We start from the raw sequence: 18,589 nt of genomic DNA on the forward strand, positions 1-18,589 counted from the left end.
CGCGCGCCTTGACATGGACCATCGAATGGTCCATTTCTCCGATAGAAATGGACTATTGAGCGGTCCAGAAGGAGGCGTCATGCGAATTTCCGTGACCGAAGCCAAAGGCCAGTTGACGGAACTGGTGCGCCGTGCAGAGGCCGGCGATGAAGTGGTGTTGACCCGCCATGGCCATGCCGCCGTGCGGCTTGTCCCTGTCCGCAATTTGCCGGGCCGGAAGGATCGCCGGACGCTTCTTGAGGCGCTTCGGAAATCCGGTGCGGCGAAGGCGCTGGCGGGAGCACCCGCCGCGCGGAGTCAGGACTTCCTTTATGATGACGACGGCCTGCCGCAATGATGGTCGTCGATACCTCGGCGCTGATGGCCATTCTGCTCGATGAGCCGGAGGCGGACGCCTGCATCGCGGCGCTTGAGGCGGAAGAGGAATTGCTGATCTCGGCTGGCACCGTGGCCGAGGCGCTGATCGTGGCGAACCGCCGGAATGTCGGTGAGGAGATGATGCGTCTGCTTGATGACCTCGGATTCGAGATCATCAATGTGACCGCCGCGTCGGCGCAACGTGTCGCGGCGGCCTATGAAGCGTGGGGGAAAGGTGTTCACCGCGCATCGCTCAATTTCGGCGATTGCTTTGCCTATGAGGCCGCGAAGGAGCGGAAAGCGCCGCTGCTCTATGTCGGGGACGATTTCGCACGGACCGACATCGAGGGTGTGCTGTAGATCAGGCCCGGAACACTTTCCGTCGAGGACCAACGCTCACCATGCGGGCTATCCGAACCGGCGTCACTCTCCCTCTGACCGCTGGTCTTGAACGCTGAGCCGTAGCGCACTATCTTACGTTTGTCTTACATCGGAAAGGATCGGCCGATGGCCGCCACGGAAAAACTCACGATCACCGTCTCCACCAAGGGACAGGTCATTCTGCCGAGCGCGATCCGGCAGCGGCGCGAGTGGAGCGCCGGAACGCGACTGACGGTTGAGGAAACCGATGACGGTGTGCTGCTGAAGCCCGCGCCGGCCTTTGCCCAAACGCGGCCGGAAGATGTCTTCGGTGCGCTGCCCTATAAGGGCAAGCCGAAGTCGATCGCGGATATGGATGCGGGCGTGCTCACTGAGGCAAGGCGTCGGCATGCTCGCGATTGATACGAATGTCGTCGTTCGCTACCTGACTAATGACCATCCGAAACAGTCTGCTAAGGCGCAGGAGCTGATCGACGGCCAGCCGGTATTTGCCCCCGTCACCGTCATCCTCGAAACCGAGTGGGTGCTGCGCAGCACCTATGAGTATCGCCCGGCCGATATTGCCCGTGTGCTGCGCGGCTTCGCGGGCCTGCCGACCGTCACGGTGGAGGACGGCGCGGTCGTCGCGGCCGCGCTCGATCTCGCCGAGCGCGGCATGGATTTCGCCGACGCGCTGCATCTCGGGAAGGCGGCGCATTGCGAGGGCATGGCCAGCTTCGACCGCAAGTTCGTCAAGGCTGCGCAGGCGGTCGGATACAGCGGCGTGCGCGAAGCGTGATGGCTTTCAGCCGAACCGGCGGCCGGCCTCGGTGAAGGTGTATCCGTTAGTGCTGATCGTCTCGTCGACCGCTTCGTCTGACGACAAATACTCATATTCGCGTTCGAGCTGCCTGTAGAGCCAGCGGGCGAGATCGCGCAGCGCTTCGGTCACGCCGTCCTCGGCATCCTCGGTCATGTCCTGATATGTCGAACTGTCGCGCTCGACCGAGATCGCCATGCAATACTCGTGATAATAATGCCCGCGATGGCAGGCCTCGGCGCGAAGCTGGTAGAAGTTTCGGCGCTGGACCGCCTGCAGGGCGTCAGCGATCCGATGAAGCTCCTGATCCTGCGGCGCATAGGCCCGGATTTTGGCCGTGGCATTTCTGGCGTAGGAATACGACCCCTCCCAGCAGGCGCCATCGCCTTGCGACCAGAAGCCCCGGAACCAGATGCAGGGGTCGCGGCGCGTGCCGCCGCCCATCAGGCGGACGGCGCGGATCCTGAAGTCGATGCCAAGGATTTCCGCGATGCGCTGGAAATCCTCATAGACGGCATCATACCACTCGTAGTCGAAGCCGCCCTCGCGATACCAGGCGCGGGCCTTGTCCTTCGCTGTATCGGACAGTTCATCGAGCCGATAGACGGTGGTTTCAATGATCTCAGGCATGGGGATCACCTCCCTCCAGCACGGTGGAAAGCCAGCCATCGGTATAGATCCAGTCCACCGTCTCGCCGGTGGCAAGATCGAGGACATGCGCGCCGCCGCCGAAACCGTCGATACGGGGCTTCGAGCAGCTATTGGCGTATTGCATCCCCCATAAGCCGGTCAGGCCAAACGCTTTCGCACAGCGTTTGACGAACTGGATGACATGCTCGGGATCGCCGGTGACATCATCGCACATCCAAAGCTGGGTGCCGCCATGTTCGGGCTGGATCGAGAGCAGGAAACCGTCCGAGGGCGGATCCTCGGCGGCATTGTCCTCCGCCATGGCGTTGTAGAGATCGAGCGCGCGGGCGGCGTTTTCGGGGGTGCCCACGTCGAGCAGGCAGGAAAAGTGGGTAAAATAGTCGGCCATGGGAGCCTCCTGAAACAAGAAAGCCCGGCTCAGGACCGGGCGGATGACGGGGAATGGGTGAGTCTCACGCCGCTTGCGGCAGGCGGAGGAGATCGGCCGAGGTTTCGCGCCAGAAGGGATCGACCAGGCGGGCTTCCAGTGCCGCCGCGCGATAGCGCAAAGCCCGAGCCTCGGTTGAGGCCACCGCCCGGAATGCCATCCCGCGCAGGCGGCTGGCCTCCGTCACAATCCTGCGTGCCTCGGCATAGGATGAGACTGGCTGTTGCCAGAGGATGATACCGGCACGGATTTCGCCGGCGAGGACCAGGCGATGATCGTGATCCTGAATGAGCATGATACGAGGCTGGAAACAGGGGAAGCTGTCTGGCCCCGTGCAAATATCACCGCGTGACAGGCGCAAAGCGGCTGCCTGTATTGCCTCCTCCGGTGACGGGCATTCGCCAAGCGCGATCATGCGGTCGAAGCTGTTTTCGTCATCACTGGCGCCATAACTGGCGACGCCCAGGCAGGAGAGGCGCAGCGGCAGCTTTTGCGCCCGATAAAGCACTGGCAGAACATCGGCCGCAAGAATCTGACCGATGGAGCGGAAGGTTTCGGAACGGGCAAAGGTCATCGGGGTCACTCCATGACGGGCGCCGGCGAGCCTCTCTCTCCAGCCCTCAACCCGTCACGGCCGAACGGCCCGCACTCTTCTTCTCTGACCGGGCTTGTTCCCGGTTCCGCTGCCGACGATGGGGATCATCGTGAGGCGCTGAAGGCCCGAAGCGCGGGCTGCCGCGCTCGGGCCGTCGGGAATAATGCGCTTTCGCGCCTTATTCCCACGGGTCCAGTTCCAGCTTCACCATGTCGTCGTCGCCGTCGAACTCGGCGGCGGGGCAAGCAGCGTGGGTGCCATCTCCGGCCTGGAACACAACGATCGAAACCATCAGCGTGGCGGCAAGGCTGGCGGCGAAGGCGGTGGCATCTGCATAGGACATGGGTTCCGGCTCCTGTCTTTGGAGGCGGGGGACCATCCCCCGCGCGACAGGCGCCCGAAGTGTCTGACCGGATCTGCAATCACCCGAGGGTGTTCGGACTTTTTCCGAATCCCCGAGGGCGGCACGCTCGCGTAAGCCGACCCTTCACGGGTTGATTGTGTAAGAGACGGATCGGACCAAGGTTTGCGAATGGAAGCGGGGGTGGTTTTTCGCATCTGACAGGATGCCGGATACCCGTCGCTGATGCTCCGCCGTGGCAGCCTTGCTACCATGCTGGCAACAGGATCGTGTTCCCTTCAGGCCAGAGATGGCTGCCGCTCGCCCATGTGCAGGGATGACGGCTGTTATGGTGAAGGTGGAGTTGGAGCAGTGGATGTATTCAATGCGAAGAGCCCTTAGCCGCCGGTCGGATATCGGGCCAAGTCGAGTTGTCTTGCCACCTGATCGGCCAGCAGTTCACTGTCATGCTCGCCATCCAACCTCAGCACCGGCGCTGATTGCTTACTCAGCCATTTCTGATGCTGCGTAAAATTCCTCCCGGTGAACTCCGGGTCGTCGTAACGTGATGCCCAATCCCGAAACGCCAAGTGAGCGTCATGCATGTCTCCTCCTGGCAAAATGCGAGAGCCATGGCGTGCTGCCTCTCGTTGGTCGAGACGCTGAAGGCGAACGGGCGTTGGCGTGTGCAAGAAAACAATCAAATCAACGTCCCGGATAAGTGATTCACCCCATCCGATGAACGATCCTGTGAGTATCCATCCAACGAGACAACTCTGGCGATCTTTAATCAGTTGGACGCGCTCCTCGGGAGCACGCTTGGTGCTGTAAGGGGGATCGGTGGGCATCCAATAGTAATCGTCCACATCAATTTGCGGGACACGGAAACGCTTCGACAGGATCGAACCCAGTGTTGAAACACCGGAGCAAGACGCCCCTGTCAGGTATACGCAAGGTTTGTCTGACATACTTTTTCCTTTTTAGGTCGGGCGGTTTCCACTCGGCGTTGACCAACGGCTTCGCCCGCATAGTTCCGAAAGGAAAAGCCGGGTCAAGAGAACCGGGCGTGTTGCACAAACGGGGTGGCTGAAACGGGGCGACCGAAGCCGCCCCGTATGAATGCTATTCAGCAGCGACCATATGCTGTTCCTCCTTGTCATCAGCCGGATCGTCCTCGCCATCACCGGAGAGGAAATCGGGCAGCTCGTCGGCTTCCCTGTCGGTTCCCGTCGTCGGGTCCGCGTCAATGCCATCATCCACCATGCGCAGCGGCTCGGGCAACCAGCCGGTGTCCGCCAGCAGGCGCTCGGCTTCCTTGGCCATGTCACCCTTCTTCAGGTGCCCGATCAGTTCGGCGGCCCGGTCTCCGGCCCCTTCACGCACAGCCTCAAGGATACGCGGCTTGGTCACGCGGCCAAGATAGTTCTCAACCGTCGGCCGCCAGCCCACGGCAACCATATCGAGACCGGTCGAGCGCGCCAGCCGATCAGCCTGCGATAGGCGGATGTCCAGCCCGTGCTGGCTGACGCCCGAGCCGCTATAGGGGTTCGGCTTTTCATAGAGCGCGTTCACACCATAGCTGACGCAATGGGCGAGCAGGTCCATGCGCGAACCATCGTCCAGATCGGTCAGCCAATCCCAGAGGGCGGCATCGTCTGCCGGGACATGATCGCCCCAGCGTTCGTGGCGGTCAGCGATGGCCTTGGCCGACGCGCTATCGCGCAGATCCTCGGCCTGTGCGGGCAGATGAACCTCTCGGACCTGTGCTTCCAGGCATCCGGAGCTGGCATGCGGCATGAAGCAATCCATGACCAGCCGGTGCAGCAGTGCCGTCATGGCGACATGCGGGTTCGCTGCCACGGCATCCCGCAGCGCCAGCGTACGGTGCGCGGTCAATTCGCTGACCAGACGATCTGGCAGCGGCTTGATGGTCTCGGTCTCGTCGTCTTCCTCCTGTTCGACCGGCTGCCCCCCAAGCGTGATGACGGCGCGCTGATGGGTGACGGCCGGTTCGGTCCGCTGGATCACCTCGCCGGTGTCGGGGTCAACGATCTCAACGTCGGGTTCGGCCGGTGTTTCATCCTCGGCGCGAACATAGCCGCGTTCGATCAGCAAGGAGCCATCGGCGTCGATGCTGATGAATGCACCCGCCTTGCCGATCTGGTCCGACTCGAAGACCATCGGGCGGCGCTCGAAGGTTTCCAGCGCCTGTTCGATCTCACCCAGGCGGGCGTCGATCTCGTCAGGCAGCTCGTCAGCCTCGCCATATTCGGCTTCAAGCCGGTCATATTCATCGCGCAGAGCCTCGCGGGTGGCGCGTTCCTCTTCGCTTAGATCGACCGTGGTGCCGACGATCTGGCGAAGGCCATGATCGTGACCATAGGGAAAGGTGATGGCGACCTCGATCCATTTCCAGCCCTCGGCGGCGATGGATTCGGCTTCCGCCTTCAGTTTTTCGCCCACCAGCCGGTCGAGCAGCACCGGATCTTGCAGCCAGCCGCCATCATCCTGCTGGAAGAGATCGCGCAGCACGCAACCGCCTGCTGCCTCATAGGTGTCGATGCCGACGAAGACCGCCCGCTTGTCAGCGGCGCGGACCGTGGTTTCGGTCAGCAGACGGCGGATGGTATAGGGCTCCTTCTGCCAGCCATCCTTGATCGCGTCCCATACCTGCTCCTGACGGGCGTGGTCGGAGCTGACGGTGAAGGCCATGAGCTGTTCCAGCGTCATGCCATCTTCGGCATAGATGTCGAGCAATGTGGGCGAGACCGAGACCAGGCGCAGGCGCTGCTTTACCACCTTGGCATCCACGAAGAAGGCCGCCGCGATTGCGTCCTCGGTCATGCCCTTTTCCCGCATGGCCTGGAAGGCGCGGAACTGGTCGAGCGGATGCAGCGGCGCGCGCTCGATGTTCTCGGCGAGCGACACCTCGTCGATCAGCACATCGGCACTGGCCTCCGACACGACGCACGGAACCGGCGCGATCTTGGCGAGGCGCTTTTGCTTGACCAGCAGTTCCAGTGCGCGGAAGCGGCGACCGCCGGCCGGAACCTCGAATATGCCGGTTTCCTTGCCCTCGCCGTCCACAACCGGGCGGACATGCAGGGACTGGATCAGGCCGCGCCGGGCGATGGAGTCGGCCAATTCCTCGACCGAGACACCGGCCTTGACGCGCCGGACATTGGACTGGCTGAGCACCAGCTTGTTGAAGGGAATGTCCCGCGAGGACGAAAGCGCGATTTTCTGAACGGCAGTGGCCATATTAGGTACTCCATGACGGACGCCGGTGAGCCTCTCTCTCCGGCTATCAGCCCGTCACGAAGCGAAGCGCCGCCCTCTTCCTCTGAAGAGAGCGACGCCAGCCGCAGAACCTGAAAGCCGTCAATCAGGAACTCCGGCTTTCCGTATCGGGGGATGTACGAGGCAAGATCGCCCCGACGCGGTAGAGCAGACGCTCGGCGGAGCGGATGCTGCCGGTCTCGCGAGCGGCCTCGGCCCAGACCGAGATCGGGAAATCCCCGGTGAACAGCAGATCACGCTCGATGCCCATGCCAAAGGGCAGCCGGACCGAAGACAGCTCCTCAAGGCTCCACGAGCCCAGTTCGGGGGAACCGAGATCGGCCAGGCCGAACATGATGTCTCCATCCTCATCCAGTTCGGTGGCGAGCCAGACGCCCGCGCCGAGGGGATTGAAGAACTTCACGACCGGGATGTGATCCTGATCGCGCTGGCGGCCATTGGCCAGCAGCCGGTCGCGCTGCATATCGGTCAGGAGGATCATGCCGCAGCCCTCCGTTCGGTTACGCCCGCATCCGTATCGCCGGCATCTTCATCGGGCAGGTGCGACAACAGCCAGTCCGCCGCCTTGCTGGCCTGCGAGGCGGCGCGGACAATGGCGCGATTATCCTCGCGAAGGCACTCCAGCCACGACCCGATATAATCGGCGTGGCGCACGGTCGGTACGATACCCAGCGTGGCGCAGCAGAAAGCCGCGTTCATTTCGGCGACAAGCTCCTCAAAGGCGTATTTCTTAGTGCCGAAGCTGCCCGAGAAATCCCGCCCAAGTCGCGAGGCATGGCCAGTCGCATGCCCCATCTCGTGCAGGGCCGTGCGGTGCCAGTTGATTGGCTCGAAATAGGCTTGCGGAGGCGGCACCTGAACATAGTCCAGAGACGGCATATAAAAGGCGCGATCTCCGCCGATGCGGAAGTCGATGCCGGTCGCCTTGATGAGCGCCTCGACCTTCGGCTCGATCAGGCCGGGTGGCGGTGGCGGGGCGTCGGTTGCGATTTCCTCCGGCAGGCCCTCACATTGCGCGGCGTTGAATACGGTGAAGCGCTTCAGGAACGGGATGCGGCCTGGTTCCTCGCCGGTCTCGCGGGCGCGACGCTTTTCGTCCTCGGGCGTGAAACGGTCGGCATAAACGACGGTGGTGCCGCGCTCGCCCTTCCTGACATTGCCGCCGAGCGAAAGCGCCTGTCGGAAGGTCAGCCAATTCTGGGTTGGAAAGCCATGCTGGATCACAGCACCCCAGAGGATCAGGACATTGATCCCGGAATATTGCCGGGAGGTCGTCGCATTCCTCGGCATGGCAAGGGGCGCTTTCGCCGCCGCCGTCCCCCAGGGCTGAACCCAGGGCAGCCGCCCTTGCTCCAACTTGGCGATGATCTTGTGGGTGATGTCGTCGTAAAGGTTGCTGCGCGCGCCACTGTCGGGGGCGGCGCGATCTTGTCTGGCCATCGGGATAATCTCCGCGACGGGTGCCGGAAGCCTCTCTTCCAGCCCTCAACCCGTCACGGAAAACCCGTCCGCACTCTCACTCTCAGGGGGGCGTTGCGGGGACTCACCGCTGATGGGGGGGGCGTCGGCAATGCCCATGCCGACCAGGGGGAAGGCCTTCCCCCACGACATCAAATGGCAAGTTAGGGGTGGATTGCGGACAGGCAGCTTACGCGGAGGTGCCCGCGAAAGCTGCCATATTACTCGACGGCCGTTTGTGCAGCCTTAAGAACGCCCGTAGCAGGCACGCAGGAAGCTGAACCAGGCCGGCACCCCGCCGGTCAGGTGCGTTTCTAATGGAATGATCTCGCTGGACACCTGCAAGCCGGGCAAAGGCCGGAGAGAGGTCTGCGCGAGCAGTTCGCCTGTTCCTCGCGCCGTGAGCCATTGATAGACGCCCTGATCGGCCGCTTCGCGCGCGCCGATCGTGACATGGAGCTGCCGGCCAGAGAAATCCCGTCCGGAAGCGACGGCATCATCATACAATTTGAAGATCTGGCTCTCCCCCATGATCCCCGGACTGCCCGCGCCGACACGCCTGAACAGATCAGACCCCTCCAGCATGACATAGGATGTGAAGAGCCCGCCGTAGGAGAAGCCCCAAAGCCCCACATCACTCTCATCGATGCGATAGGCTGCCGTGAGAAGCGGATGAAGTTCATGCTCCAGGAACCCGAGGAACTTGTCCGCTGCCGGGTTGGCGAGCAGTGCGCGATAGCGCTGGGCATCGTCCTCGGACACCAAGCCGGCTGCAACATTTCCGTCCAGGGTTTGATGAAACAGGTCCGGAACCACTTCGCCGGGCGGGACGAGGTCGCGCACGCGGAGCCAGTCCCAGGCGTGGCTTTCCTCTTGTGAATAGCCGATGGAGACCATGATGAAGGGCCGCAGCGGCGACATGACGTCGAACTGTCCCGGCATGTGAAACGGCGCCGTGGCCGCGAAGTAGAGACTCCCATCGATCTGATAGACGACCGGATAGCGCTGCGTTTCGTCGGCGTCGTATTGCATGGGAACGGTGACGAAAGCCGAGAAGCGGGCACCGGCGATCTCGGAGTCGATTTCGAAGTACCGGGTCAGCGGAAAAAGCGTGGCAAAAGCAGGCGTGGACTCGACAAGATCTGTCGTGCCGCCTGTCCCAAGACTGCCTGTGTTCACAGGTTCATTGTCCGCGGCGCGAGCGGGCAGGATCGACGCTGCGGCCGCTGCTGCCAGTACGCTTCCGCCCAGCGACAAGGCGGTCCTACGATCGACGAGCTTATTCATGATAACCCTTCCATATCCAGATAACGCGGTACAGCCGAGCAAGATGCCGAACCGACGGGCCGGCGACTATGCTCGACAGTGGCTTCCCTCCCGCTGCCGAAGGCACGGGAGGTCATGCACACATGCTAGGCGATCTTGAAGATCCTGGCTGTCTTCTGCCGCCGGAATGCTTTCGAGCGCCGCCGGGAAAGCAGCATCGGCAGTATTGACGATCGAAGCGCGCCTCGCTCACACTTGGGCATGACATCATCACCGCCTGAGCAGAATCGCCCCAAAGGAGGGCCAACCCGGCGTTTACACCCTGTGGCGAACAACCACGCGCAAGTGTCCGTTCCATATGTGGAGTTGCCCCCAAAAGACCGGACATGCTCAGGTTTGAGATTGCGAGTTGATGAACTCGCGCGGGGATTGATATCCTAACGCCTTGTGCGGGTGAAGATTATTGTAATGGTCGAACCAGACCGGCAACTGTGCCATGACGGTTTCAGCATCCGGGGTGGGGTTCACCGCGACGTAATCGCGCTTGAAGGTTTTGACGAAGGCCTCGGCCATGCCGTTCGATTGCGGGCTGCGCACCGGCGTCGTGCACGGTTCCATGCCGATGTCGCGGAGCAAGGACGCGGTGTCCCTGGCGATGAAGCAGGAGCCGTTGTCGGTGAGCCATTCGATGGGCTCGGACAACATGTTGATGCGGCCAAAGCGGTTCTCGACGGCGGTGATCACGAGGTCCTGGACGTCCTTGCTCTTGATGCCCTCGGTGGTGGCGACATGGGCGATGGCCTCGCGGTCGCAGCAATCGAGGGCGAAGGCAACCCTGACCTTCTCCTTATTGTCGCAGCCGATCTCGAAGCCGTCGGAGCACCATCTGATATTCGAGCGTTCGACAGCGACCTGACCGTCATGGCGGCGATCATCGGCCGCTCCAGTGTGGCGCACCAACAGCAGATCATGCACCTTCATGACCCGATAGACGCGCTTGGCATTGGGCCACGAACGCCCGGCCTTGCGGGCGTTGCGGCGCAGAATGGCATGGACACGCCGATAGCCGTAGGTGGGCATGTTGGCGATGATGGCCTTGATTTCCTCCACCAGTTCCCGATCCGGGAGTGGCGGGCGTCCTCTGGCTCTGGAAGGGGAGCACGCGGCACGCGTAGCGATATTCGACCGGGCGACACCCAACGTCTCGCAGACGGTCTTCATCCTAAAATCCCTCTCGGAAGAGAGAGCGAGCGCAACATCTGTTTTTTTGAGCCGGTGGCGATTTCGAGGGCTTCCTTGAGGATTTCGCCTTCCATCGTCTTCTTGCCCAACAGGCGTTGCAACTCCTTTACCTGGTTCTGAAGCGCCCGGTATTCGGAGGCCGGGACAACCTCCTCTTCGGCGGCCGTCGCCGTCAGCGCGCCTTGTGACGCCAGCTTGCGCCAGGCGAACAACTGGTTCGGCTGGATGCCATGTCGTCGCGCAACGATGCTCACCGTCGCATCCGGCTCGTAGGTTTCCTGGATAATGGCCAGCTTCTCCGCTGTGCTCCAGCGCCGGCGCCGTTCAGGCCCGGAAAGGACCTGCATCTTATGGGTGGTGATAGTCATAGTACCAACATTACTCCTACCCACTTAGCTAAGTGGGGGAGCATGTCCGGGCCTTTCGGGGGCTAATTCACACGGGCAGCCGGGACACACTGAAGCAGGTCGAGCTTAAGTTCCCGACGCTGGCGTCTGCGATCCGTTACGCGCAGCGGCAGGGTCTTTGCTATGTCGTGGACGTACCAAAGGATAAGGCTAGGATTACCATGGATAAGTCTGGAGAACAGCGAAACACATTCTCCGATGCGACGCTCGGCAAGCTTGGCCTCGTCGGGCTTTCGGACAAGTACCGTCGAGCCATGTCGAATGACGCCAATCGCAATGATGGGGATGGCGGCTGGGCTTCGCCGATGGATTTCGTGGCCGACAACCGGCTCCCCCTTGATGCGAGGCGGTCGATCCTGATGAACTGGGCCTGGACCGAATTCCTGATCGATCAGGCCACCAACGAGGGCATGCCTGAGAACGGCCGCCCCTCGCGCCTTGATGAGGTCGAGCAGGCGCTGCTCGCGCTCGAAAGAGGGGTGAATGGTCCGAACAAGTCCGGCATGCGGAAGGCTGCATGAGGTGCTGCGATGGGTCCACATGTCTTCTTCAATTACAGAAGGTCGTACCCAACCGGTTTTTGATGACGCTTGCGGGGGCCGCCGCAACGCACTCTTGATTGGGTAGCAACGCCGAGAACCGATCTGGATAATGCAGATGCGAAACATATCGCGCCCACGAGATCACGTCGGGCGTGTTCAAGGACGATGCCATGACGAAGGAACAGATGTCCAGCGCAAGGCATTGCGATATCAAGCCGCTGCCGACGCCGAGTGTACGCAGATTGTGCTCGACAGGTCAGGCAATCAGGACATCAGCCTCGACATGCTCAACGATGGCGCCCATCGGCGCGCTTTGGCGCAGCGCGTCAAGCAGAGCGCTCCGAGACGGTGAACTTCGCTGTCACATGATCGACGCAGAGACGGCGACGGGCGGGTGATTTCCAGAGGCAGACTCTTTTAGGATCAGCTTTTCCAGCGTCGGCCTTCTGGGCGCTGAACTCCTTGCGCCAGCGGCAATACGTAAACTGCGTCACGCCGTTCGAACGGACCGCCTCGCCAACCGAACATCGATCTGGCGCAGCTTTGCGATAATCTCTTCCGACTTGTGTTTCTTTTGGGGCATTCCAAAATCCTCTCTCAGGCTCAATAGCCTACTTCATGGAGGACAACTTTTAAGAGGGCAGACCAAATTAGACGCTAACCACACTGGTGTGTTGATGGGTGGCAGGCTTTCTCCGGCTTTGGCTCCCGACGAGGAGGGAACCGGTTTGAGTATCGGCCGATCAATATCCACAATACGAAGGGCGAATCTTGAACAATGTCAGCGCAGGATGTCGGAAGCTTGTCCCACGCGGTCGTCAAATTTAGCCAACGATATCCAAAATCACCCTGTTTTGTGCTTACAAAGCGCTTACAACAACGCCTAGAATTCCTTTGTAAGCAAAAGGCGCCGCGTACGGCGCCTTTTAACTTGCTGATTTTGTTTGGAAAACTGGAGCGGGCGAAGGGATTCGAACCCTCGACCCCAACCTTGGCAAGGTTGTGCTCTACCCCTGAGCTACACCCGCTCGCGCCAGTCGTTTCCGTCAGGCAGGCGCTATATGAACTAACGCCCCGGAGATTGCAACAGGGAAATTACAGGAAAATGTCGTTTCAACAAAATTAGCTGCCGGTTAATTGATAAGTATCTGTAAATATTATGCTTTCCAGAATGCGTGTCGTGTTCTCTGCTGCGTTTTCTCGTCAAAGCAAGAAAAATGAGCCTCCACGGATAATGGAAGCGGCTGTCAGAGGCGTGAGCGAGGCTGGTGCGTTTTGTGCGAACAATCCAATTTGCTTTGCATGGTTTCTAAGCCTCTATCCATGGTCTATAAGCGCTGTTGCAAGTCGTCGAAGCGTGAGGAGCGTGATGACATGCTCAACATATTCAATGCCGAACAGAATGGGGTGGAATCATGCCTTTGTCGCCGAGTGAACTTCACGATTATCTTCAGAAACTCGGTATCGAAGTGAAAACTGTCGAACATCCTCCCTTGTTCACGGTCGCGGATTCCCAAAGCCTGCGTGGTGAAATCCCGGGCGGCCATACGAAAAATCTCTTCCTGAAGGACAAGAAAGACAATTTCTTTCTCGTGACAGTCGAGGAGGACGCGGTGGTCGATCTGAAGTCGATCCATCAGCTGATTGGTGCGGCAAGCCGCGTTTCGTTCGGCAAGCCGGAAAAGCTGCTGGAACACCTGGGTGTGATTCCGGGTGCAGTTACGGTGTTTGGCGCGGTCAACGATACAGCACATAATGTGCAGGTCATTCTTGATGCCGATCTGATGAAATATGACGTCATCAACGGCCATCCGCTGACCAACGAAGCCACGACTTCCATCAAGCGCGAAGACCTCGTCGCTTTCCTCACTTCCACCGGACATGAACCGCGCATTCTCGCCGTTTCCGAAGGTGCGAAAGCGGACACTTCGGTATAAACTGATTTTCAAAACGGGCGGCTTTCTTGCACACGGCAATTGGCAATTGAAGTGAGAGGCGGGAGCGCTAAGTTACAGCGCAACTTGCTGAATCGACCGTCTTGAAATTGGCTTTTGAAGATACGAACTGAAAGAACGACACCGGCTTGTATGCGGACCGTCGCATCGGTCGGAAAATACGAAGGAATTTCTTATGACCAGCCAGAACAATCCTTATGCCGGTGCAGGTGGCCAGATGACGGCAAATGTTTCTTTCGGTTCGGCACCAGCCGCTGCCGGAGGAACTGATCTCGTCAAGGACACGACGACGGCAGGTTTCCAGGCGGATGTAATTACCGAATCCCGCAATCAGCCCGTGCTGGTGGATTTCTGGGCGCCATGGTGCGGACCTTGCAAGCAGCTGACACCGATCATTGAAAAGGCCGTGCGGGACGCTGGTGGTGCCGTCAAACTGGTCAAGATGAATATCGACGATCATCCGGCCATTGCCGGTCAGCTTGGTATTCAGTCCATTCCGGCGGTCATTGCTTTCGTCAATGGCCAGCCGGTCGATGGTTTCATGGGGGCCGTCCCTGAATCGAAGGTGAAGGAATTCATCGCCAAAATCGGTGGGCCGAGCGACGCGGAAGCGGCGCTTGCCGAAGCCATCACGGCCGCGAATGAGCTGATCGAAGCCGGTGATTTCGTTCAGGCGTCGGAGATTTTCTCGTCCATCCTTCATGCCGTTCCAGATAATGTCGATGCGATTGTCGGTCTTGCGACCTGCCTTCTGGAATCCGGCGATGCGGAAAAGGCGCGGGAAATTCTGGCCCAGCTTCCGGATGACAAACAGAATGCGCCTGCCGTTCGAGCGCTGGAAGCGCGCCTTGCGCTGGCTGATCAGGTCAAGCTCATCGGTGATCCGATTGCGCTTGAGAAGCGAATTCAGGCTGATCCGAAGGATTATCAGGCCCGGTTTGATCTTGCGCAGGTGCGTAATGCACAGGGGCGGCGTGAAGATGCGGCCAATGAGCTGCTTTTCATCATGAAGTCCGACCGCGAATGGAATGAAGACGGCGCACGCAAGCAGCTGCTCCAGTTTTTCGAGGCATGGGGCAATGCCGATCCGGCGACGCTCGGCGCGCGGCGCAAGCTGTCGTCGCTTCTGTTCTCCTGATCGCGAGCGGTCGGGAGCATGGCGGGCAAATTGTGTTTTGTGCGCCATGCGGATTCCAACTATTAGGGCGCATGTTTCGTGAGCCCTAATGCATGTCTCCCAAAAGCGGGAACCGGTTTTGGGGTAAAGACATGCATGAAAACAAAAGCTTAAAGCGTGTCGTAAGAGTACGATAAAAAGCGATATGCTTTTGAGGAGGTTGTAATGCAGGTGGGCAATGCCCGTTACAGAACGGGCGCCGATATACCCGAGACCGTGCCGGTTTTCCCGTTGAAAGGGGCGCTGCTTCTGCCCGGTGGCCAGCTTCCGCTCAATATTTTCGAACCGCGCTATCTGGCGATGATCGAAAATGCCCTGGCGGGCAAGCGCATCATCGGCATGATCCAGCCGAAAATCGATGGCGACGATGACGAAATGATCGATGAGCTTGATGAAAGCCTCCGTCCGCAATTGAGTAAGGTCGGCTGTCTTGGCCGTATCACGACCTTTGCCGAAACGGGCGACGGTCGCCTGCTGATTACCCTGCAGGGTATCTGCCGATTTCGCGTGCGTGAAGAAATGCATTGCCGTCAGCCTTACCGGCAATGCCGGATCATGCCGTTTCTGGCCGATCTGGAGGAGGCGCGGGATTCGTCGGAAATCGACCGGGATGCTTTGCTGGGTGCTTTCCGCGATTATCTTGAAGCGCACAATCTGGAAGCCGACTGGGACAGTATTGCACGAGCAAACAATGAAACCCTCGTCAATGCGCTCTCCATCATGTCGCCTTTTGGCCCTGCAGAAAAACAGGCCCTTCTGGAAGCGCCCGATTTGAAGACGCGTGCAGCAACTTTGATTGCCATTACCGAAATGGTATTGGCCAGAGTAAAGGACGACGATTTCGGATCGCGGCTGCAATAAACTTCGGGAATAAGACAATGGACGACAAGACGCAAACCGGCAATATCGACGTACGTCTGCTGGAACTTCTCGTATGCCCGCTTACCAAAGGGCCGTTGGAGTATGATGCGGAACATGGCGAGTTGATCTCGCACAAGGCAAAGCTTGCCTATCCGGTCCGGGGCGGAATCCCGATCATGCTGCCATCCGAAGCGCGCAGTTTGACGGAGTGACCGCAGGCCGATTTGCAGATTGCGGGAACTCTGAAACGTCGAACTGTGTCTGCTTTATCGGCTGTTATATAATTTCTGCATAAGCCTCTATCTTTTTCATAAGTTTCAGCCATGCGCATTATTGCTTGTCGGACAACAGGGCTCTATAACCCTCGCGGAACTAGATAAAGATGGTTTCGGACGGCGTCATGCCATTCGTTACTGTCGTGAATTTGAACGCAATATTCTCGGCGAAACGGGTCCCCATTCTCCAGAATATGCGAAACAAAACAGAGGCTTGGCATTATGGCATCCAGAAAACTCCTTCTCCTGCCCGGCGACGGCATCGGCCCAGAGGCGATGGCGGAAGTCCGCAAGATCATCGCTTTCCTCAACTCGGGCCTCAATCTCGGCTTTGAAACTGAAGAAGGTCTGGTTGGCGGCTGCGCTTACGACGCGCACGGTCAGGCGATTTCGGATGCGGATATGGAGAAGGCGCTGGCTGCAGATGCCACGCTGTTCGGCGCTGTCGGCGGTCCGAAGTGGGATAGCGTACCTTATGAAGTCCGCCCGGAAGCCGGTCTTCTGCGTCTGCGCAAGGACATGCAGCTTTATGCAAATCTGCGTCCGGCCATCTGCTACCCGGCGCTGGCTCATTCTTCGTCGCTGAAGCCGGAAATGATCGAGGGTCTCGACATCCTTATCCTGCGTGAGCTGACCGGCGGCGTTTACTTCGGTGAACCGAAGGAAATCATCGACCTCGGCAATGGCCAGAAGCGCGGTATCGATACGCAGGTCTATGACACCTACGAAATTGAGCGCATCGCCGATGTCGCCTTCGAGCTGGCGCGCACGCGCCGCAACAAGGTTACGTCGATGGAAAAGCGCAATGTGATGAAGTCGGGCGTCCTGTGGAATCAGGTTGTTACCGCGCGTCACAAGGACAAGCACGCCGACGTTGAACTGGAGCATATGCTGGCTGACGCTGGCGGCATGCAGCTTGTGCGTTGGCCGAAGCAGTTTGACGTTATTGTGACAGACAATCTTTTCGGCGACATGCTGTCTGACGTTGCTGCAATGCTGACCGGTTCGCTCGGAATGCTGCCGTCGGCTTCGCTCGGTGCGGTCGATTCCAAAACCGGCAAGCGCAAGGCGCTTTATGAGCCGGTACACGGTTCCGCGCCGGACATCGCTGGCAAGGGCGTTGCCAATCCGATTGCAATGATTGCTTCGCTTGCCATGTGCCTGCGTTATTCGTTCAACCTCGTTGAAGAAGCGGATCGCCTGGAAGCGGCAATCGCACAGGTTCTGGATGATGGTCTGCGCACTGCCGACATCTGGTCGGAAGGCAAGACCAAGATTGGCACCGTCGAAATGGGCGATGCCATCCTCGACAAGTTTTCGAAGCTTTCCGCTCAATAAGCGTGACAAGACCGCTTGCTGAAAGCCCGCCATGCACTTCGCATGGCGGGCTTTTCTTTTTTGAATAAGTGCCCGATTTGAGGCTGTAAATTCATGCTGTGCTGCATAAGAATAGCGGCATGTTGTTCACGCTCCCAGATCAAAACAAACTCTACGATGCACTTGTCGCCCGCGATGCCGCTTATGAGGGCAGGGCCTATGTCGGTGTTGTCTCAACCGGAATTTTCTGCCGCCTGACGTGTCCGGCGCGGAAACCGAAACAGGAAAACTGCCGCTTCTTCGCATCGGTTGCCGAATGCATGGCCGACGGTTTCCGGCCTTGCAAAAGATGCCATCCGCTACAGCCCGCTGCGGAGGCGGAGCCTTCCGTCAAGAAGCTTCTCGACGCGCTTGAGGCCGATCCGGAACGACGCTGGAGCGAAGAGGATGTTGCCCGGATGGGGCTTGATGTCTCGACCGTCCGTCGCAGTTTCCGCCGTCATTTCGGAATGACATTTCTGGAAATGGCGCGGCAGGAACGCCTGCGACATGGGTTTCAGGCGCTTGCCGATGGTGGGCGCGTGATTGATGCCCAGATTGATGCGGGTTTTGAATCTCCCGAAGCTTTTCGTAGTGCCTTTGCACGTATTCTGGGGCTTCCACCCGGCAAATTGCGGGGTGATGGCTTGTTGCGCGCCGACTGGATCAAGACGCCACTTGGCACGATGATTGCGATCTGCGATGCACGAAGCCTGCATCTTCTCGAATTCGCTGATCGCAAGGCGCTATCTGCGGAACTGAAGAAGCTTTATGCTACCTGTCGCGGTGATCTGGGGATCGGTCGTTTCGATACGCATGATCACGTCGAGCAGCAGTTGAATGCCTTCTTTGACGGCAATTCTCCGAGGTTCGATTTACCGCTGGTGCTGCATGGCAGCGCATTCACGCAAGGTGTCTGGCGCGCACTTCAGAACATCGGGGCAGGGGAAACGCGCAGTTACAGTGAACTGGCGCAGGCCATGGAAAAGCCGCTTGCCGTGCGTGCGGTCGCCCGGGCCAATGGGGCGAACCAGATTGCCATCATCATTCCATGCCATCGTGTGATCGGCGCGGACGGGTCACTGACCGGCTATGGCGGCGGTCTGTGGCGCAAGCAGAAGCTGATCGAGATTGAAGCGCAGTATCGCCGATGAAACTCGGAGAAACATGAAAACGCCGCCCGATGGGCGGCGTTTTGCT

General features: G+C 59.5%; 21 protein-coding genes, 1 tRNA gene and 2 pseudogenes. 12 read left to right on the top strand and 12 right to left on the bottom strand.

Going from position 1 to position 18,589, the window contains the following annotated elements:
- Positions 1 to 79 precede the first annotated feature (79 nt).
- The 4 genes from CES86_RS10320 (at position 80) to CES86_RS10335 (ending at position 1,516) form a co-directional block, all read left to right on the top strand.
- Positions 80 to 337, top strand: coding sequence for a type II toxin-antitoxin system Phd/YefM family antitoxin (locus CES86_RS10320; RefSeq protein WP_094514357.1), 258 nt, complete (start codon positions 80 to 82; stop codon positions 335 to 337).
- Positions 334 to 717, top strand: a complete 384-nt coding sequence (locus tag CES86_RS10325) for a type II toxin-antitoxin system VapC family toxin (protein WP_036589135.1) — start codon at positions 334 to 336, stop codon at positions 715 to 717. The genes CES86_RS10320 and CES86_RS10325 overlap by 4 nt, the downstream gene beginning before the upstream one ends.
- A 147-nt stretch (positions 718 to 864) precedes the next feature.
- Positions 865 to 1,140, top strand: coding sequence for an AbrB/MazE/SpoVT family DNA-binding domain-containing protein (locus tag CES86_RS10330; RefSeq protein ID WP_094514359.1), 276 nt, complete (start codon positions 865 to 867; stop codon positions 1,138 to 1,140).
- Positions 1,127 to 1,516, top strand: coding sequence for a type II toxin-antitoxin system VapC family toxin (locus CES86_RS10335; protein WP_094514360.1), 390 nt, complete (start codon positions 1,127 to 1,129; stop codon positions 1,514 to 1,516). The genes CES86_RS10330 and CES86_RS10335 overlap by 14 nt, the downstream gene beginning before the upstream one ends.
- A gap of 6 nt (positions 1,517 to 1,522) precedes the next feature.
- Here the strand turns inward: CES86_RS10335 and CES86_RS10340 are convergent, their stop codons facing one another.
- The 10 genes from CES86_RS10340 to CES86_RS10385 all read right to left on the bottom strand — a co-directional run bounded on the left by CES86_RS10340 (position 1,523) and on the right by CES86_RS10385 (position 11,163).
- A complete protein-coding gene (locus tag CES86_RS10340; protein WP_094514361.1) occupies positions 1,523 to 2,167 on the bottom strand; it encodes an antitoxin of toxin-antitoxin stability system in 645 nt (214 codons plus the stop codon).
- Complete coding sequence (locus CES86_RS10345; protein WP_094514362.1) at positions 2,160 to 2,576, bottom strand: hypothetical protein; 417 nt, start codon at positions 2,574 to 2,576, stop codon at positions 2,160 to 2,162. The genes CES86_RS10340 and CES86_RS10345 overlap by 8 nt, the downstream gene beginning before the upstream one ends.
- Before the next feature lie 64 nt (positions 2,577 to 2,640).
- Positions 2,641 to 3,189 (bottom strand): hypothetical protein, encoded by a 549-nt coding sequence (locus CES86_RS10350; RefSeq protein WP_167387113.1) that lies wholly within the window; start codon positions 3,187 to 3,189, stop codon positions 2,641 to 2,643.
- A 199-nt stretch (positions 3,190 to 3,388) separates the two neighbouring features.
- Positions 3,389 to 3,553 (bottom strand): hypothetical protein, encoded by a 165-nt coding sequence (locus CES86_RS10355; RefSeq protein WP_009450567.1) that lies wholly within the window; start codon positions 3,551 to 3,553, stop codon positions 3,389 to 3,391.
- Between the two features lie 395 nt (positions 3,554 to 3,948).
- The gene (locus tag CES86_RS10360) at positions 3,949 to 4,518 is read right to left on the bottom strand and encodes an ATP-binding protein (RefSeq protein ID WP_094514366.1); all 570 of its coding nucleotides are present in this window, start codon (positions 4,516 to 4,518) and stop codon (positions 3,949 to 3,951) included.
- Between the two features lie 154 nt (positions 4,519 to 4,672).
- Complete coding sequence (locus tag CES86_RS10365) at positions 4,673 to 6,811, bottom strand: Spo0J and enkurin domain-containing protein (protein ID WP_094514367.1); 2,139 nt, start codon at positions 6,809 to 6,811, stop codon at positions 4,673 to 4,675.
- 124 nt (positions 6,812 to 6,935) lie between these two features.
- Positions 6,936 to 7,331 (bottom strand): DUF2958 domain-containing protein, encoded by a 396-nt coding sequence (locus CES86_RS10370; RefSeq protein ID WP_094514368.1) that lies wholly within the window; start codon positions 7,329 to 7,331, stop codon positions 6,936 to 6,938.
- Entirely contained in the window at positions 7,328 to 8,290 is a 963-nt protein-coding gene (locus CES86_RS10375; RefSeq protein WP_094514370.1) for an ArdC family protein, read from the bottom strand. The genes CES86_RS10370 and CES86_RS10375 overlap by 4 nt, the downstream gene beginning before the upstream one ends.
- Before the next feature lie 264 nt (positions 8,291 to 8,554).
- Complete coding sequence (locus CES86_RS10380; RefSeq protein WP_094514371.1) at positions 8,555 to 9,595, bottom strand: alpha/beta hydrolase; 1,041 nt, start codon at positions 9,593 to 9,595, stop codon at positions 8,555 to 8,557.
- Between the two features lie 369 nt (positions 9,596 to 9,964).
- A protein-coding gene (locus CES86_RS10385) for an IS3 family transposase (protein WP_374828140.1) occupies positions 9,965 to 11,163 on the bottom strand; the annotation gives its coding sequence in 2 pieces (ribosomal slippage) (positions 9,965 to 10,849 and positions 10,852 to 11,163; 1,197 coding nt in all).
- An 89-nt stretch (positions 11,164 to 11,252) separates the two neighbouring features.
- On the opposite strand from CES86_RS10385, the pseudogene CES86_RS27910 reads away from it, so the two are divergent.
- Together CES86_RS27910 and CES86_RS27160 are read left to right on the top strand one after the other, a co-directional pair.
- Positions 11,253 to 11,744 (top strand): annotated as a pseudogene (locus CES86_RS27910) (ETC complex I subunit); the annotation flags it as partial.
- A gap of 136 nt (positions 11,745 to 11,880) precedes the next feature.
- The gene (locus CES86_RS27160) at positions 11,881 to 12,117 is read left to right on the top strand and encodes a hypothetical protein (protein ID WP_143851078.1); all 237 of its coding nucleotides are present in this window, start codon (positions 11,881 to 11,883) and stop codon (positions 12,115 to 12,117) included.
- A 103-nt stretch (positions 12,118 to 12,220) separates the two neighbouring features.
- Here the strand turns inward: CES86_RS27160 and CES86_RS28285 are convergent.
- Both CES86_RS28285 and CES86_RS10400 read right to left on the bottom strand, forming a co-directional pair.
- Positions 12,221 to 12,348 (bottom strand): annotated as a pseudogene (locus CES86_RS28285) (IS3 family transposase); the annotation flags it as partial.
- Positions 12,349 to 12,718: 370 nt separating this feature from the next.
- A tRNA-Gly gene (locus CES86_RS10400) sits at positions 12,719 to 12,793 on the bottom strand.
- Positions 12,794 to 13,180: 387 nt separating this feature from the next.
- Here CES86_RS10400 and CES86_RS10405 point away from each other — a divergent pair.
- The 6 genes from CES86_RS10405 (at position 13,181) to CES86_RS10435 (ending at position 18,543) form a co-directional block, all read left to right on the top strand.
- Positions 13,181 to 13,702 carry a prolyl-tRNA synthetase associated domain-containing protein gene (locus CES86_RS10405; RefSeq protein ID WP_029927828.1) on the top strand — a complete coding sequence of 174 codons (522 nt, stop codon included), beginning with the start codon at positions 13,181 to 13,183 and terminating at the stop codon, positions 13,700 to 13,702.
- A gap of 193 nt (positions 13,703 to 13,895) precedes the next feature.
- Positions 13,896 to 14,858 carry a thioredoxin gene (trxA, locus tag CES86_RS10410; RefSeq protein WP_029927826.1) on the top strand — a complete coding sequence of 321 codons (963 nt, stop codon included), beginning with the start codon at positions 13,896 to 13,898 and terminating at the stop codon, positions 14,856 to 14,858.
- Positions 14,859 to 15,062: 204 nt separating this feature from the next.
- On the top strand, positions 15,063 to 15,758 hold the full coding sequence (locus tag CES86_RS10415) for an LON peptidase substrate-binding domain-containing protein (protein ID WP_029927823.1): 696 nt from the start codon (positions 15,063 to 15,065) through the stop codon (positions 15,756 to 15,758).
- A 17-nt stretch (positions 15,759 to 15,775) separates the two neighbouring features.
- A complete protein-coding gene (locus CES86_RS10420; protein ID WP_029927821.1) occupies positions 15,776 to 15,970 on the top strand; it encodes a Trm112 family protein in 195 nt (64 codons plus the stop codon).
- Between the two features lie 285 nt (positions 15,971 to 16,255).
- Entirely contained in the window at positions 16,256 to 17,371 is a 1,116-nt protein-coding gene (gene leuB, locus CES86_RS10430) for a 3-isopropylmalate dehydrogenase (protein ID WP_094514376.1), read from the top strand.
- Between the two features lie 119 nt (positions 17,372 to 17,490).
- Positions 17,491 to 18,543: a bifunctional transcriptional activator/DNA repair enzyme AdaA gene (locus CES86_RS10435; RefSeq protein WP_010658485.1), complete on the top strand. Its 1,053-nt coding sequence runs from the start codon at positions 17,491 to 17,493 to the stop codon at positions 18,541 to 18,543.
- Positions 18,544 to 18,589 lie beyond the last annotated feature (46 nt).

This window comes from Brucella lupini (genome assembly GCF_002252535.1).
GTDB lineage: Bacteria > Pseudomonadota > Alphaproteobacteria > Rhizobiales > Rhizobiaceae > Brucella > Brucella anthropi.

What these genes read in the sequence shown, in the direction of transcription:
- CES86_RS10320 (WP_094514357.1), top strand. Translation starts at nt 80, where the DNA reads ATGCGAATTTCCGTGACCGAAGCCAAAGGCCAGTTGACGGAACTGGTG.
- CES86_RS10325 (WP_036589135.1), top strand. Translation starts at nt 334, where the DNA reads ATGATGGTCGTCGATACCTCGGCGCTGATGGCCATTCTGCTCGATGAG.
- CES86_RS10330 (WP_094514359.1), top strand. Translation starts at nt 865, where the DNA reads ATGGCCGCCACGGAAAAACTCACGATCACCGTCTCCACCAAGGGACAG.
- CES86_RS10335 (WP_094514360.1), top strand. Translation starts at nt 1,127, where the DNA reads ATGCTCGCGATTGATACGAATGTCGTCGTTCGCTACCTGACTAATGAC.
- CES86_RS10340 (WP_094514361.1), bottom strand. Translation starts at nt 2,167, where the DNA reads ATGCCTGAGATCATTGAAACCACCGTCTATCGGCTCGATGAACTGTCC.
- CES86_RS10345 (WP_094514362.1), bottom strand. Translation starts at nt 2,576, where the DNA reads ATGGCCGACTATTTTACCCACTTTTCCTGCCTGCTCGACGTGGGCACC.
- CES86_RS10350 (WP_167387113.1), bottom strand. Translation starts at nt 3,189, where the DNA reads ATGACCTTTGCCCGTTCCGAAACCTTCCGCTCCATCGGTCAGATTCTT.
- CES86_RS10355 (WP_009450567.1), bottom strand. Translation starts at nt 3,553, where the DNA reads ATGTCCTATGCAGATGCCACCGCCTTCGCCGCCAGCCTTGCCGCCACG.
- CES86_RS10360 (WP_094514366.1), bottom strand. Translation starts at nt 4,518, where the DNA reads ATGTCAGACAAACCTTGCGTATACCTGACAGGGGCGTCTTGCTCCGGT.
- CES86_RS10365 (WP_094514367.1), bottom strand. Translation starts at nt 6,811, where the DNA reads ATGGCCACTGCCGTTCAGAAAATCGCGCTTTCGTCCTCGCGGGACATT.
- CES86_RS10370 (WP_094514368.1), bottom strand. Translation starts at nt 7,331, where the DNA reads ATGATCCTCCTGACCGATATGCAGCGCGACCGGCTGCTGGCCAATGGC.
- CES86_RS10375 (WP_094514370.1), bottom strand. Translation starts at nt 8,290, where the DNA reads ATGGCCAGACAAGATCGCGCCGCCCCCGACAGTGGCGCGCGCAGCAAC.
- CES86_RS10380 (WP_094514371.1), bottom strand. Translation starts at nt 9,595, where the DNA reads ATGAATAAGCTCGTCGATCGTAGGACCGCCTTGTCGCTGGGCGGAAGC.
- CES86_RS27160 (WP_143851078.1), top strand. Translation starts at nt 11,881, where the DNA reads ATGCGAAACATATCGCGCCCACGAGATCACGTCGGGCGTGTTCAAGGA.
- CES86_RS10405 (WP_029927828.1), top strand. Translation starts at nt 13,181, where the DNA reads ATGCCTTTGTCGCCGAGTGAACTTCACGATTATCTTCAGAAACTCGGT.
- trxA (WP_029927826.1), top strand. Translation starts at nt 13,896, where the DNA reads ATGACCAGCCAGAACAATCCTTATGCCGGTGCAGGTGGCCAGATGACG.
- CES86_RS10415 (WP_029927823.1), top strand. Translation starts at nt 15,063, where the DNA reads ATGCAGGTGGGCAATGCCCGTTACAGAACGGGCGCCGATATACCCGAG.
- CES86_RS10420 (WP_029927821.1), top strand. Translation starts at nt 15,776, where the DNA reads ATGGACGACAAGACGCAAACCGGCAATATCGACGTACGTCTGCTGGAA.
- leuB (WP_094514376.1), top strand. Translation starts at nt 16,256, where the DNA reads ATGGCATCCAGAAAACTCCTTCTCCTGCCCGGCGACGGCATCGGCCCA.
- CES86_RS10435 (WP_010658485.1), top strand. Translation starts at nt 17,491, where the DNA reads ATGTTGTTCACGCTCCCAGATCAAAACAAACTCTACGATGCACTTGTC.